Here is a 14,434-nt window from a genome sequence, read left to right as displayed (position 1 = left end):
AGCACTTTTATTTTACTACAAAGTATAGGAGCAGGACAATGTCGCTGTGGGAATTCATGTAAAGTATTCTTGCCGAGCGATTAAAGCTTCCTCAAGAAAACAAGGATGCTTCAGCAAGTCGCTTCGACCTGTTGAAACATCCTTGTTGTTAAAGCAGCCTGCTACTTATAGTCCACACTTCAGCTGAGCGCCACAGCTCGTACAAGTGTTGCAGCCGCCTAAGTCCTCAACTGTTCCTTCACGGCAGACCGGGCATGTATTGCCGACCTCTGAGCCGATCGTCACATTCGTTGATCTCAGATCAGCGACCGTATTGACAAGAACGACCTTTTGCTCCTTCGCGGGAGTTTGCGTTTCTTCCTCTTCATCAAAGCGGTTGTCTTCCGCCTTTAAGGAAAGCACCTGTGCGTCACGGCTTCCATCGACATAAACCGTTCCGCCTTTGGCGCCGCCGCGGTACAGACGCTCATAAACGGCTTGAACCTGTTCCACCGTATAGCCTCTTGGCGCGTTGACCGTCTTCGATAAGGAACTGTCTACCCAGCGCTGAATAATGCACTGAACATCGGCATGAGCTTCCGGCGCCAATTCCATCGTCGAGATGAACCACTCAGGTAAATGATTTGGATCAGCATCCGGATTCGCCTTCAAATACTCTTCAACAATCTCCGCTTTCACCTCGATGAATTTACCGAGACGACCGCTGCGGAAATAGGAGAAGGAGAAATATGGTTCCAGGCCGGTAGAGACGCCGACCATCGTCCCTGTACTTCCTGTCGGGGCAACCGTTAAGAGATGGGAATTGCGGATGCCGTGCTCCAACACGCCCTGACGAATATCCTCAGGCATCTCCTTCATGTAGCCTGTGTTGATAAAAGCGTGACGCAGCTGTTGTGTTTCTTCTTCCGTCTTGCCCACCAAGAACGGGAAGCTGCCTTTTTCCTTTGCCAGCTCAATGCTTGTCCGGTAAGCTGTTGTCGCAATCGCCTCAAACACTTGATCAACAAGCTTGTTTCCTTCCTCCGAGCCATAGACCGTTTCACAATAGATCAGCAGGTCGTGCAGCCCCATCACGCCAAGGCCGACGCGACGCTCGCCTTTCGCCTGCTTCGTATTCTGCTCAAGGAAGTAAGGTGTCGCATCAATGACATTGTCCTGCATCCGCACGCCGACTTCAACGGTGCGCTTCAATTTCGCAAAATCAATCCGCTTCGTCTTCTTATCAGCCATTTCAGCGAGGTTGATCGCGGCGAGATTACAAACAGAGTAAGGCGCGAGCGGCTGCTCCCCGCAAGGATTCGTCGCGACAACGCTTTGCCCGTATGCTTTCGCATTCGTTTTGTCATTGGCATTATCAATAAAGAAGATTCCCGGCTCCGCACTGTATGTCGCACAAATATTAATCAAGTTCCATAATTCCTTGGCGCGAATCGTCCGGTACGTACGAACGGCATAGCCGCGCGCCTCCCATTCACGGACATCGCCGATCGTATGCCACTGCTCATTATAGGCGCGCATTTCAGCCTCGTCGTAATTTTCTACATCCGGGAAGCGAAGCTGGTATTCCTCGTCCTTCTCAACGGCTTCCATGAATTCCTTCGTCAAACAGACAGAAATATTCGCCCCGGTCAGAAACTCCGGATTGTTGACCGAATAATGGCCGCCAATGCGCAGCTTTTCTTCGGCATCCTTAATCACCTTCGGATCAAAGCCGCCCTGCCCCTCGATCGTTTTATAGTTGACAATCCCCTGATACATCGATTCCTCAACCGGAGTCAGCGGTGTAAAAGCAAGCTTGTCCTTGACGAGCTTTTTGATCTGATCATCGGCCGTCTGCTCAAGCAGGAAGCGTAAAATCCGCGGATTCTGCATCTTGGAAATAATGAATTCCAGCACATCCGGATGCCAGTCAGCGAGCATGATCATTTGCGCCCCGCGTCTTGAGCCGCCCTGTTCGACAAGATGCGTCAGCTTGGCGATATCATCAAGCCAGGAAACAGAGCCTGATGATTTCCCGTTTACTCCTCGTGCCAGCGTGTTGCGTGGACGGAGCGTCGAACCGTTTGTACCGACACCGCCACCGCGACTCATAATTTCCATCACCTGCTTGCGGTGTTCCGAAATTCCTTCGCGCGAGTCCTGAACGAAAGGCATCACATAGCAGTTAAAATACGTAACGTCCGTTTCCGCCCCTGCTCCATAGAGCACTCTTCCCGCCGGGATAAAGTTCATCGCCACAAGCTGCTCATAAAATTGCTCAAAAGCTTCCTGACGCTTTTCCGGGGTCGTTTCAACCGACGCCAGCCCTGTGGCATTCCGCTTGGCAATTTGCTCGTAATACAATTCAAGCGGCTTCTCAATCGTATCGAGAGAACGAACGACGATTCCGCTTTCCGCTTCCTCGCCCTCAAGCGAGCCGCGGAAATCTTCATCGACCAGAACCTTTGCCTGATTGTGCGCACGGTCCAATTCAATCACGAAGCCATAGCCTCTCGCTGGAAATTTAGGATCTGCCTTCACCGTCAGAACGACGAAGTCCCCTTCCTTGAGTGTCTTTTTCTCGGTATCTTTAAAGGTATACCGATCGAGCATCACCAATCTCGAAACACCTTTTTTCGTAATATGCATATCTTCTGTGATCGGATGCACCTGCGCAAATTGGGCGATATCTTCATTTAAACGTGTAACATTAACACGCATTGCGTTCGACATCGTCATCGCCATTTCGCCTCTCCTCCTCTTTCATTCGCTATTCCTTACCTGTTCAGTAGTTCATTGCGTCTTTTCTTGTAGTTTTTAATGTCATGGGTAAGCTTACCACATATCTCTACCCCGATTCAATATATTGTACTCCCTTTTTTATGAATCACACTATATATAGTAATCATTTTGATCCAAGCGTAAATTGTCAACTGAGAAAAGGGATAAAAAAAGCAGAAAAAATGAGTTTCCGAAAAAAAAACCGATATTTTTAAGCTAAATTGAACCATTTTGTCTCTTGCCAGAATATCAATGGTTTCCAACTGGCTGTCCTTGGCTTCATTGCCCAATTTCAGCAAAAGCATTGACAAAATTTTTTTCTAATGTTCATATGTTCTTATCCTGATTTAGATGGGGGAATAGACATGACTTACATTCTGCAAAATGCTGATTTAGTTCAAAAAGAAACGGCACATCTACATATTGATGACCGCGGCTATTACTTCGGTGACGGGATTTATGAAGTGGTCCGTGTGTATGACGGCGTGCCCTTTGCCAAGGAAGCGCATCTTACCCGTCTCGAGGAAAGCAGCGCGAAAATTGATATGACACTGCCTTATTCCGGAGAGGACTTGATTGACTTGCTCGATAAACTGCTCGAGGCTAACGAGCTCGTTAATGGCCTTGTTTACTTACAGGTGACCCGAGGCGTAGAACCACGAAATCATCTTTATACCAAAAATTGCAAGCCGGTCCTTACCGCCTTTACCCAGCCGTTGCCGAAAAAAACGGCTCCCCAAACCGCAGCGGTCAGTGTCTGGCTTACGGACGATATTCGCTGGCTTCGCTGCGATATTAAAACGATCAACCTCCTTGGGAATATTATCGCCAAAAAGGAGGCCGCTGATCAGCAATGCCAGGAAGCCATCATGCAGCGAGACGGTCTTATCACCGAAGGCTCTTCCTCTAATCTCTTTCTCGTAAAAGACCAGGTTCTCTATACCCACCCGGCGACAAACCTGATCCTAAACGGGATCACGCGCCAAGTCGTCATTGACCTTGCCAAGCAAAGCGGCTATGAAGTTGTGGAAGAGCCGTTTCCTGTTGATGTGCTCGAGCATGCCGATGAAGCGTTTTTGACAAGTACGACAATGGAAATCGCCGCGATCAGGCAAATCAAAGGACAGATGGACACCTCCTATGAACCAGGACCTGTAACAAAAGACCTACAGGAGAAGTTTCAGCAACTCCTGGCGCAAAAATAGAAAGAAATGTGCCAAAAGCCTTAGAAGAAGGAGCTTGAGACAAAACTAGCTTTGAGCCTACTGGCAATGGCTTCACACGCCACAAGCCCGTTGTGAGAAACCCACTCACAACGAGGCCACTGAAAAACTTCCTTTTTTGTAATTCGAAGAAGAGTAATGGCTCCGCGCGTTGCGCGCCTTGCTTCGAGGAACCCACTCGTAGCAAGGCTTTCAAAATCAGGCAACGGCTACGCTCATTACGAAAAAGCTGTTGAAAAAGTGAAAATTGTACTTTTTCAGCAGCTTCATCACAACGGGCTTTAAAAGATCGTGGCAGTTCCGCTCATTGCTTAGAGACTGGGCAAAAGGTAAAAAACAACCTTTTGTCCGAGCCTCCTTCACTTTCTGAAGTTCCATTCATCTTGTTCATAGCGGTTCCGCGCGATTTGTCTGACTTCCTCATCTTCTTCCTTCGATAATGTGTAAGGCTCAAGCGTAATATTTAATCCTTTCTCAAAGCCCTTCCGAAAAGCCAGCTTCGCTTCATCCATCGTCAACGGCTCACGGCGCAGCGCATTAATCGCCACCGCTTTATTACGGAAGTTCCGCTGCATTCTTTCCCGGACCCGCTCGCTCGGATATTTAAAAAGATCAAACAGTTTATCCTCGTCAATATCTAAAATGATCGAGCCATGCTGCAAAATGACACCTTTTTGTCTCGTTTGCGCGCTGCCCGCCACTTTCCGTCCTTCCACGACGAGCTCATACCATGACGGTGCATCAAAACAGACGGCTGAGCGCGGGTTTTTCAATGAGCTCAGCTCCTCTTCAGTTCGCGGAATTGAAAAATATGCCTCAAGCCCGACATCGGTAAAGCCTTCCAATATCCCTTGCGAAATAACGCGATACGCTTCTGTGACCGTCGCCGGCATATCCGGGTGCTCTTCTGAGACGATCACACTGTATGTAAGCTCCTGGTCGTGGAGTACGGCGCGGCCTCCCGTCGGTCTGCGGACAAAGCCGAGTCCGTACTCGCGTACTTTATCTAAATGAATCTCCTTTGCCACCTTCTGAAAATAGCCCACTGATAACGTCGCCGGATCCCAGCCGTAAAACCGGATCGTCGGCGGAATCCGCCCTTCGCTGTGCCATGTCAGCAATGCTTCGTCCAAAGCCATATTGTAAGCTGGTGAACATGCGCCAGAGTCAATAAAACGCCATACTTCCTTCATTATGCATCGCTTCTTTCCATCTGAATGTCAACTTCATCATTTTAACAAAGACAGCGGCCATCGCCAAGCAGCTTGCCTGTACACAATTGATTGCAGAATTGGCTTATCCCCATTATAATGAACAAAGGAAAAACCGACCGAGAGAAAGCTGCAGTTGATCCGCTTTTTTCTGGCAACATGGAAAATCAGTAAAGGGGTGTAGAGAGAAATTGGAAATTTTATGGTTGATTCTTTTAGGTATTTTGGCGGCCCTTCTGTTCCGGCGTTTCGTCAAACCTAAATATTTAAAAACCCTTACGCAGGAGGAATTCATTAAAGGATACCGCAAAGCCCAATTAATTGATGTCCGCGAACCACGGGAATATGATGGCGGTCATATACTTGGAGCAAGAAATATCCCGATGTCTCAGCTTAAGCAGCGGATGAATGAAGTCCGCACCGACCAACCTGTTTATTTGTATTGCCAATCAGGGGCAAGAAGCCAGCAGGCCGCCCAGATTCTGAAAAAGAAACGCGGCGTTGAAGACCTCTACCAGCTTAAAGGCGGCTTCAAAAAATGGACGGGCAAAATCAAGAAAAAATAAAGGAGATGTCTCAGAAGGTCTTTTTTCAGCCTTTTGAGCCATCTCCTTTTCTTGTTCATTTCCGTTACGTGTTACTCACCGCTATACTTGGCCGTTGCTTCATAGCGGAGGATCGGCTTTCGCGCCGCTCTCGTTTCATCGAGGCGGGAGATCACCGTTTCGTGCGGGGCCTCCTGGACGATTTCAGGATTTTCTTCTGTTTCCTTGGCGATTTGAATCATTGCTTCGATAAATTCATCCAGCGTTTCCTTTGCTTCCGTTTCCGTCGGCTCAATCATCATACACTCTTCCACATTAAGCGGGAAATAAATCGTTGGCGGATGATAGCCGAAATCAAGTAGCCGCTTCGCAATATCCAGCGTCCGGACGCCCAGCTTTTTCTGGCGCTTTCCTGACAGAACAAATTCATGCTTGCAATGCTGGGTATAAGGAAGATCATAGTACGGCTCTAACCGTCGCATCATATAGTTGGCATTTAAGACAGCATACTCAGACACCTTGCGCAAACCTTCCGGCCCCATCGTCCGGATGTAGGTGTAGGCGCGGACGTTAATGCCGTAATTGCCATAGTATGGCTTCACCCGGCCAATCGATTGCGGACGGTCATAATCAAGGGCGAACGCATCACCGCGTTTTACGATCAGCGGCTTCGGCAAAAATGGAATCAAATCCTTTTTGACGCCGACCGGACCAGAGCCCGGACCACCGCCGCCGTGCGGACCTGTGAACGTTTTATGAAGGTTTAAATGAACGACGTCAAAGCCCATGTCTCCCGGCCGGGTAATCCCGAGAATCGCGTTAGAATTCGCCCCGTCATAATAGAGCTTTCCACCGGCACCATGAATAATCGCCGCCATTTCTTCAATATAGGTTTCAAACAGCCCAAGCGTATTCGGATTGGTCAGCATTAAAGCTGCTGTATCGGCGCCGGCCACTTCCCGCAAATGCTCCAGGTCAACGAGACCGTTCTCGTCCGTGCGAACCGTGACAGATTCAAAGCCGGCGACCGTCGCCGAAGCAGGGTTCGTCCCGTGGGCCGAGTCCGGTACAATGACCTTCGTCCGGTCAAAGTCGCCGTTCGCCTCGTGAAAAGCACGGATCATCATCAGCCCGGTCCACTCTCCATGAGCACCAGCGGCCGGCTGAAGCGTGACCTGATCCATGCCGGTAATTTCCTCAAGCGCGGTTTGCAGCTCAAACAACAGCTCAAGGGAGCCCTGAACTTGATATGCCGGCTGATACGGATGAACGTGTGCCAGTCCCTCGATCCGCGCGACATCCTCATTGACCTTCGGATTATATTTCATCGTACATGACCCGAGCGGATAGAAGCCCGAATCAACACCGTGATTGCGCTTCGATAAGGCGGTGTAGTGCCGCATGATTTCCAGCTCAGACACTTCCGGCAGCTCCGGCTCCTCCGTACGGAGATACTCGTTTGGCAGCAGATCAGCAAGCGGCTGTTCCGGCACATCAAGATCAGGCAGGCTGTGACCGATTCGTCCAGGTTTGCTTCTTTCAAAAAGTAATGGCTGATCCTTTCGCTTCATTATAATGCCCCCATTTCTTGTGCAAATGCTTCAATTTCCGCTTTTGTCCGTACTTCTGTGACGGCAACCAGCATATGGCCGGCTAATTCCGGATAATCCTGACCAAGATCGTAGCCGCCGATGATTCCTTTTTCAAACAGCTTTTCATTCACTTCTTTCACGGACCCGTTCACCTCTATGACAAATTCATGGAAGCTCGGTTGGGCAAAAGCCAGCTTCACGCCATGCTTTTTAAGCTGCGTTCGGGCGTAGGCCGCCTTTTGCACATTTTGATAAGCCATTTCACGGACACCCTTTTTCCCAAGCGCCGCCATCGCGACAGACGCTGCCAGAGCATTTAATGCCTGATTCGAGCAAATATTCGACGTCGCCTTCTCCCGCCGGATATGCTGCTCGCGCGCCTGTAGCGTCAGCACAAAGCCGCGCTGGCCATGCTCATCCTGTGTCTGGCCGACAAGCCGGCCCGGTACCTTCCGCATCAGCTGCTTCGTCGTGGCGAAGAAGCCGCAGTGCGGACCGCCAAACTGCGGCGCAATTCCAAACGGCTGGGCATCGCCGACGACAATATCAGCGCCGAACTGTCCCGGTGGTGCGAGGATCCCCAACGAGAGCGGGTTGCTCGAGACGACAAGAAGAGCTTTCTGCTGATGGGTAATCGCTTCAAGCTCGGCAAGCGGCTCAAGCGCGCCAAAGAAATTCGGATGCTGCACGACCACACATGCCGTGTCATCCCCGTACGCTTCCTTTAGCTGCTCAAGATCCGTCACCCCGTCCTTCGCCTCTATTTCGATAACGTTCAAGCGCTGACCGGTCGCGTTCGTTTGCAGTACTGCCCTCGCTTCCGGATGGACCGTTTTTGAGACGAGAATTGTTTTCTTTTTTGTATGACCGGCACTGAGCATCGCTGCTTCCGCCAGCGCCGTCGGTCCATCATACATTGATGAATTGGCAAGATCCATTCCTGTCAGCTCACAAATCATCGTCTGAAACTCAAAGATCGCCTGCAGCTCCCCCTGCGAAATTTCCGGCTGATACGGGGTGTATGCCGTGTAAAACTCGGAACGGGAGATGACATGATCGACAATCGACGGGATGTAATGCTGATACACTCCAGCCCCTAAAAATGATGGATACTGCTTCAGTGAGACATTTTTTTCTGCCAGCTTGTCAAAATAGTGCAAAAGCTCCGGTTCCTTTAATGCTTCCTTCACATTCAGCTTTCCTTTAAAGCGGATCGAAGCGGGAATATCAGAAAACAGTTCTTCAATCGACTGAACGCCAATCGTGTCAAGCATTGCTTGCTCATCAGCGGCTGTCATCGGTAAATAACGGTGGTTCATCCTTGTTCCTCCTCATACTGTGTAATAAACATGTCAGCAGAATTCTTTTGCGGCGCCGGTTAGTCCTTTTTCTTATAAAATGGCGTGGCGATCACATGCGCTTTCAGACGCTTTTTTCTAATTTGAACGGTAACTTCCGTGCCAAGCTCGGTATAAGCATGATCAAGCAGCGCCAGGCCGATATTTTTTTGCAGGCTCGGTGACTGCGTGCCTGTTGTGACAAAGCCAACCTGCTTGTCAGCGACAAACACTTCGTACCCGGTCCGGGGAATGCCTTTTTCAAGCATTTCAAGGCCGACGAGCTTTCGCCGCAGTCCTTCTTCCTTCTGCCTGGTCAGCGCTTCTTTACCGATAAAATCAGCTTCCTTCTTCAGCTTCACCGCAAAGCCAATTCCGGCTTCAAGCGGACTGATTTGCGCACTCAGCTCCTGACCGTACAATGGCAGGCGCGCTTCAAAGCGCAGCGTGTCACGTGCGCCAAGACCGCATGGTACTAAGCCGTCATCCTTTCCGGCTTCGAGGATGCTCTCCCACAGAACAGCCGCATCGCCGGTAGCACAATACAGTTCAAAGCCGTCCTCGCCCGTATAGCCGGTGCGTGAAACGAGCGCCTTGACACCGGCGATATCAAGCCCATTGACAAAATGGAAAAAGCGAATCGCTGAAAGATCGTCCTTTGTAAGACGCTGCAATATGCGCTCGGCCAGCGGTCCCTGGAGCGCGAGCTGGGCGATCTCCTCTGAAACATTGGTAATTGTCACACCATCCCGCTTATGACGTTGCATCCATTCAACGTCCTTCTCGATGTTCGCCGCATTGATCACAAGCAAAAAATCATCGGCCGCTTTGCGGTAGATCAGCAAATCATCGACGGTGCCGCCGTCCTCATAGCACATCGCCGTATACTGCGCCTGGCCGTCCTTCAGCTTTGCGACATCGTTTGTGACGAGATATTGCAAATAGGCCAGTGCCTGCTCCCCTTTTACTTCGACCTCGCCCATATGCGAAACATCGAATAAACCGGCGCGGTTTCTGACGGCTTCGTGCTCCTCCTTAATACTCGAAAATTGCACCGGAAGCTCCCAGCCGCCAAAATCAATCGTTTTCGCCCCGCTTTTCTCATATTGCGGAAATAACGGTGTTCGTTTTCCCTTTGCCATTTTTCACCCTCCTTATTATGTAGAAAACCGCGCAGCGGCTTTACTTATACAACAGGTACAAAAAAAGGACAGAGTTATACACGAAAATAAACGTGTATAACTCTGTCCTTTGACCAGAAAGTTTCCTTTATCCGCAAATAAAGTGTCTTCGTAGGTGGCTCAATTGAGCACTCTCCAGAGCTGCGTCAAATAAGAGTCTTTTTGCCTGAGAGATTCACACATCCAGCGATGCTGGCGCTTGCTCCTTCGGCGCTGCCGTCAATCCGCAGTCTCTCCCCTTATTCTCATCCGCCAATAATAGAATGATTTCCTGCAATTGGTACATACTAAAAAGCAGGAATCAAGGTATTCAGCTATGTTCGGAATTTATAGTAATATCCTATCAAGATCCGGGCCCTTATGCAATAACATATTTCCAAAATTCATATATTTATTTAGCATGACGAAGTTACATTCGGATTTTATTCAATAGAAGGAGGATCAGCAATGGTTGACATCCATTTTGATCAAACTTGGAATAACGAATTTCTGGAACGATTAGATCAGGATGGACCGTGGTCGAATTGGGAGCTTTTCACCTTAGCTTACGAAGCGGAAAACCATCAGGCCATCCCTGACTTTCACGGTCTTTTAGCACCTAAATACTTACCAAAGCTCAGTCCTTTTCCGCATCAAATTGAGGTCGCCAACACCGTCATTGAACAGATGAACGGCAAAGCGATTCTCGCCGATGAAGTCGGCCTCGGAAAAACGATTGAAGCCGGCTTGATTTTAAAAGAATACATGATTCGCGGCCTCGTAAAAAAGGTGCTTATTCTCGTTCCTGCTTCCCTTGTCTCGCAGTGGGCGATCGAATTAAACACGAAGTTCCACATTCCGGCGATTCCGCAGAAAAAAACGTATGTATGGGAGCAGTGTGACGTTGTCGTCGCTTCGATTGATACGGCCAAACGTCAGCCTCATCGCGACCTGGTGCTCGCGCAGCCCTATGATCTCGTCATTATTGATGAAGCGCATAAGCTCAAAAATCCAAAAACGAAAAACTATGAATTCATCCGGCTGTTGAAAAAGAAGTTTTGCCTGCTGTTAACAGCAACGCCCGTGCAAAATAAGCTCGAGGAAATTTTTAATCTCGTCTCTTTATTGAAGCCCGGTCATTTAGGCGATATCCAGTCATTTGAAAAGGAATACCGTTCCTCGAAGCGGTCGCCGAAAAACCAGGAAAAATTAAAGGAGCTGATCAATAAAGTCATGGTGCGTAACCGGCGGGCCGAAACAGGAATCACCTGGACGAAGCGGATCGTTGAAACCGTGCCAATTACGTTCAGCGAAAGCGAGAGAGCCTTTTATGAAGAAATTGAACAGCTCGGCGATGACACGAACCACTTTGCGCTGCTCACCTTGAAGCGGGAGCTGTGCAGTAGCCGGGAAGCGGCGTTTATGACATTGAAAAACATCGTTGAACGCGCTCATAAAGAAGGAAGGTCCGCGCCCCGGGCTGAAGCGCTGCTCGCCAACATTCAGCATGTAACCGGTCATGCCAAAGCCGAAAAAGCACTTGAGCTAATTCAAAACATCAATGACAAAGTGATTATTTTCACCGAATACCGCGCGACCCAGCTTTATTTGCAATGGTTCCTGAAACAAAATAGCATTTCCTCCGTACCGTTTCGCGGTGGGTTTAAGCGCGGAAAAAAAGATTGGATGCGCGAGCTTTTCAGCAATCACGCCCAGGTGCTGATCGCCACTGAAGCAGGCGGGGAAGGGATCAACCTTCAGTTTTGCAGTCATATTATCAATTATGACCTTCCGTGGAACCCGATGCGGATCGAGCAGCGGATTGGCCGGATTCACCGCCTCGGTCAGAAAAACGATGTCCACATTTATAATTTCGCCGTCGAGGATACGGTTGAACAGCATATTTTGACGTTATTATATGAGAAAATCCATTTATTTGAAGCGGTAGTCGGCGAGCTTGATGACATTTTAACCAACCTTGAGTTTTCAGGCATCGAAGATCATGTGCAGGAAATTCTGCTTGAATCCGAATCGGAGGGAGAAATGCGGATCAAATTTGATCATTTGACGGCGATTATGAACGAAGCAGCAAGTGAAGTGCAGGCGAAGGAGAAGGAGGGAAACATCGATGCAACAGTCTCAGGTTCATAATTTTTTGGAGCGGTATTTTTCGGCAAATGACAGCCCGATCCTCGAGAACGGTCCCGGGCATCTGACCGTTCAGCTTTCGATTGAGCTGGACAAACTCCTAATGAACCGGCCATTTTACTGGCATTACCTTGAAAAAACAGGCGGCCTCCCGCAGCCGATGCAAGTGACGTTTATCACCGAGCAGCATGCTGCGCCAGAAGGAATCAAAGGGGAACAGATCCACTTTGGTTCTCCACGGCTTCGCCAATTATTTCATTCGACACGTGAGCTCGGCGGCTTTATCCGGCTTTACGAACAGGTGCAGGCTACCGGTCAGACATCGATTCCCCTCCACCCGTGGCTCTGCATCAACGCCAAAGTATCGTTTCAATGTGACCGCAAGAAAGACGTCCTGCTCTCCCTCGGTCTGAATCTGATTCACGGGCAAATTGTCCAGAATTTTTTTGAACGGGTCTCACAAAAGAATCTGACACCGAAAATACCCGATTTTTGCTTCACCTTATCACCGCTGATCAAAGTCCGGAGCGGCTTGCTCCGCATGCAGAAAATGGTGCGGACCTATGCCGAAAACGAAGACGATACGTGGGCGAGAGAAGCCATCGCCCGGATGGAAAATGATTTGGCCTTACTTGAGAGCTTCTATGAAGGACAAACGGAAAAGCCGGAAAGCTACACGGTGGAAAAGCAGGCATTAATCGAGCAATATGAACCACAGATTCACGTCTCGATCATCAATGGAGGAATGTTTTATTTACAGCAGCAAGTGTTTGAGTCTGAATAAGAAAACAGCGCTTTTTAAAGGGAAAGAGGGTGAGACAAAACTAGCTTTGGAGCTGCTGGCAATGGCTTCAAACGCCACAAGCCCGTTGTGAGAAACCCACTCACAACGGGCTTTAAAAGATCGTGGCGGTTCCGCTCATTGCTTAGAGGCTGGGCAAAAGGTTTAAAAAACAACCTTTTTTCCCAGCCTCTTTGCAATTAATACGCGACAGGTGCGCCTCCACCAGTCGTTAAAATGCTGACGATTGTAGCAATTGAAAAGGCTCCAAAGACAACGAAAGAAATCGCTGCAAATCCAACAGCAAAAAAGTTCTTTCTACGAAGCTCACGCGCGATCGCAACCGCACTCAAGATCGCGACAAGTAATAGTGTAATGGATAAGAACATCTTGACTTCGCCTCCTTATGTAATTCTGCACCCAGCTTAACAGTCTTATTATAAACAAAATTGGAGATCATGGCAGCTTATCATTTTGACAATGCTGGTACATTTCTTCTCACTTTATAGGTTGGGCATTTTGGTTTCATTTTACTCTCTTTTTTCACGTTTGTCGAGAACGATTTCGTGTTGTATCATTAGGCTATCCTATCTTGCTTGGAGGTTTTTTAATGAAATGGACACAAATTCCACTCGGTCCCCTGCAAACGAATGCCTATATTATTGAAAATGAAAAAAAGGAAGCCGTTGTCATCGACCCCGGCTCACAGGGCGATGAGCTTGTAAAGTGGCTGCAAAATCAAGGCTTGACCCCGTTAGCGATTTTGCTGACTCATGCCCATTTTGACCATATTGGCGCCGTCGATGCAGTCAGGGAAACTTTCGCTTGTCCTGTTTATCTTCATGTCGCCGAAAAGGATTGGCTCCTGGACCCGGCCAAAAACGGCTCTGCCCGTTTTACAGGAAATGAACCAATCGTGGCAAAGGCTGCCGAAAAGCTAATTGATAAGGAAGAACAATTGACGATTGGCCCATTCCAATTCTCGATCCTTGAAACACCGGGACACTCGCCTGGCAGTGTCTCCTACTATCAGGAAGAAGCGGAAATTGTCTTTTCCGGGGATGCACTGTTTGCCGGCAGCATCGGTCGCACCGATTTACCGGGCGGAAACCATTCCCAGCTGCTGCAAAGCATTCATAACAAGCTGCTGGAGCTGCCGGAAAGCACCGTTGTCGCCTGCGGTCACGGTCAGACGACGACTATCGGTCAGGAAATGGACAGCAACCCTTTTCTCTCCGGTTTTTAACAGTCAGCCTTTACAGCCTTTGCCGATATGGCAAAGGCTGTTTGTCCGAAGTTTCCTTTCAACAAAAAAAAGGTCTCCACTAGCTGGAGACCCCAAGGGGAGTAAATCTTATTGATGCATGAACAATGAGGGGGAGGGGGACTCCCAATCAATGTTAAAGAGCTATCAACGTCTTTTATTTTATAAAGAGTTTATCACTATGTCAATAGTAATAACCAACTAATAAGAAGGGTCTTAACAACAGGAAGAAAATACCTTTTATTAAATCCGCCTGTAACATAAAAAAGACTGACAGTTGTCAGTCTTCAGACTGTTGAGAAAGTCTTCTCAACAGTCTTTTTTTGTAGATATTAATCCGATTATTCGGGTAAATATAGTATAATATAGGTAGATTAATTGTGAGGTGAGTTGTGTATGTTACGCCCTGTCCG

Annotated in this window: 11 protein-coding genes and 1 riboswitch; of the genes, 5 read left to right on the top strand and 6 right to left on the bottom strand. The window is 48.7% G+C overall.

Annotation, left to right across the window (positions count from 1 at the left end):
- Positions 1-165: 165 nt before the first annotated feature.
- Complete coding sequence (locus M3212_RS18465) at positions 166-2,724, bottom strand: vitamin B12-dependent ribonucleotide reductase (RefSeq protein ID WP_251195434.1); 2,559 nt, start codon at positions 2,722-2,724, stop codon at positions 166-168.
- Between the two features lie 401 nt (positions 2,725-3,125).
- On the opposite strand from M3212_RS18465, the gene dat reads away from it, so the two are divergent.
- Positions 3,126-3,965, top strand: a complete 840-nt coding sequence (gene dat / locus M3212_RS18460) for a D-amino-acid transaminase (RefSeq protein WP_251195433.1) — start codon at positions 3,126-3,128, stop codon at positions 3,963-3,965.
- 377 nt (positions 3,966-4,342) lie between these two features.
- Here the strand turns inward: dat and M3212_RS18455 are convergent, their stop codons facing one another.
- Complete coding sequence (locus M3212_RS18455; protein ID WP_251195479.1) at positions 4,343-5,179, bottom strand: lipoate--protein ligase family protein; 837 nt, start codon at positions 5,177-5,179, stop codon at positions 4,343-4,345.
- Between the two features lie 206 nt (positions 5,180-5,385).
- Between M3212_RS18455 and M3212_RS18450 the strand changes: the two genes are divergently transcribed.
- Positions 5,386-5,760 (top strand): rhodanese-like domain-containing protein, encoded by a 375-nt coding sequence (locus tag M3212_RS18450; RefSeq protein ID WP_251195432.1) that lies wholly within the window; start codon positions 5,386-5,388, stop codon positions 5,758-5,760.
- A 71-nt stretch (positions 5,761-5,831) separates the two neighbouring features.
- Here the strand turns inward: M3212_RS18450 and gcvPB are convergent, their stop codons facing one another.
- From gcvPB to gcvT, 3 genes are read right to left on the bottom strand one after another with little or no spacing between them, the layout of a single operon-like run.
- Positions 5,832-7,310 (bottom strand): aminomethyl-transferring glycine dehydrogenase subunit GcvPB, encoded by a 1,479-nt coding sequence (gcvPB, locus tag M3212_RS18445; RefSeq protein ID WP_251195431.1) that lies wholly within the window; start codon positions 7,308-7,310, stop codon positions 5,832-5,834.
- On the bottom strand, positions 7,310-8,650 hold the full coding sequence (gene gcvPA, locus M3212_RS18440; RefSeq protein WP_251195430.1) for an aminomethyl-transferring glycine dehydrogenase subunit GcvPA: 1,341 nt from the start codon (positions 8,648-8,650) through the stop codon (positions 7,310-7,312). Before gcvPA ends, gcvPB begins: the two co-directional genes overlap by 1 nt.
- Before the next feature lie 59 nt (positions 8,651-8,709).
- Positions 8,710-9,810 carry a glycine cleavage system aminomethyltransferase GcvT gene (gcvT, locus tag M3212_RS18435; RefSeq protein WP_251195429.1) on the bottom strand — a complete coding sequence of 367 codons (1,101 nt, stop codon included), beginning with the start codon at positions 9,808-9,810 and terminating at the stop codon, positions 8,710-8,712.
- A 183-nt stretch (positions 9,811-9,993) separates the two neighbouring features.
- Positions 9,994-10,098, bottom strand: a riboswitch (glycine riboswitch).
- Positions 10,099-10,296: 198 nt separating this feature from the next.
- Here gcvT and M3212_RS18430 point away from each other — a divergent pair.
- Both M3212_RS18430 and M3212_RS18425 read left to right on the top strand, forming a co-directional pair.
- Positions 10,297-11,979 (top strand): DEAD/DEAH box helicase, encoded by a 1,683-nt coding sequence (locus M3212_RS18430; protein WP_251195428.1) that lies wholly within the window; start codon positions 10,297-10,299, stop codon positions 11,977-11,979.
- Complete coding sequence (locus M3212_RS18425) at positions 11,957-12,760, top strand: YqhG family protein (protein WP_251195427.1); 804 nt, start codon at positions 11,957-11,959, stop codon at positions 12,758-12,760. Before M3212_RS18430 ends, M3212_RS18425 begins: the two co-directional genes overlap by 23 nt.
- 197 nt (positions 12,761-12,957) lie before the next feature.
- Here the strand turns inward: M3212_RS18425 and M3212_RS18420 are convergent, their stop codons facing one another.
- Positions 12,958-13,146 (bottom strand): DUF2759 family protein, encoded by a 189-nt coding sequence (locus M3212_RS18420; protein WP_251195426.1) that lies wholly within the window; start codon positions 13,144-13,146, stop codon positions 12,958-12,960.
- Positions 13,147-13,367: 221 nt separating this feature from the next.
- Between M3212_RS18420 and M3212_RS18415 the strand changes: the two genes are divergently transcribed.
- Positions 13,368-14,003 carry an MBL fold metallo-hydrolase gene (locus tag M3212_RS18415; protein ID WP_251195425.1) on the top strand — a complete coding sequence of 212 codons (636 nt, stop codon included), beginning with the start codon at positions 13,368-13,370 and terminating at the stop codon, positions 14,001-14,003.
- Positions 14,004-14,434 lie beyond the last annotated feature (431 nt).

Source organism: Halalkalibacter oceani (assembly GCF_023715705.1).
Taxonomy (GTDB): Bacteria; Bacillota; Bacilli; order Bacillales; family Bacillaceae_D; genus Halalkalibacter; species Halalkalibacter oceani_A.
The sequence above is the reverse complement of the archived record's forward strand: the minus strand, read 5'-3'. Positions and strand labels throughout refer to the sequence as shown.

Coding starts and splice junctions, on each gene's coding strand:
- M3212_RS18465 (WP_251195434.1), bottom strand. CDS start 2,724: ATGGCGATGACGATGTCGAACGCAATGCGTGTTAATGTTACACGTTTA.
- dat (WP_251195433.1), top strand. CDS start 3,126: ATGACTTACATTCTGCAAAATGCTGATTTAGTTCAAAAAGAAACGGCA.
- gcvPB (WP_251195431.1), bottom strand. CDS start 7,310: ATGAAGCGAAAGGATCAGCCATTACTTTTTGAAAGAAGCAAACCTGGA.
- gcvPA (WP_251195430.1), bottom strand. CDS start 8,650: ATGAACCACCGTTATTTACCGATGACAGCCGCTGATGAGCAAGCAATG.
- gcvT (WP_251195429.1), bottom strand. CDS start 9,810: ATGGCAAAGGGAAAACGAACACCGTTATTTCCGCAATATGAGAAAAGC.
- M3212_RS18430 (WP_251195428.1), top strand. CDS start 10,297: ATGGTTGACATCCATTTTGATCAAACTTGGAATAACGAATTTCTGGAA.
- M3212_RS18425 (WP_251195427.1), top strand. CDS start 11,957: ATGCAACAGTCTCAGGTTCATAATTTTTTGGAGCGGTATTTTTCGGCA.
- M3212_RS18420 (WP_251195426.1), bottom strand. CDS start 13,146: ATGTTCTTATCCATTACACTATTACTTGTCGCGATCTTGAGTGCGGTT.
- M3212_RS18415 (WP_251195425.1), top strand. CDS start 13,368: ATGAAATGGACACAAATTCCACTCGGTCCCCTGCAAACGAATGCCTAT.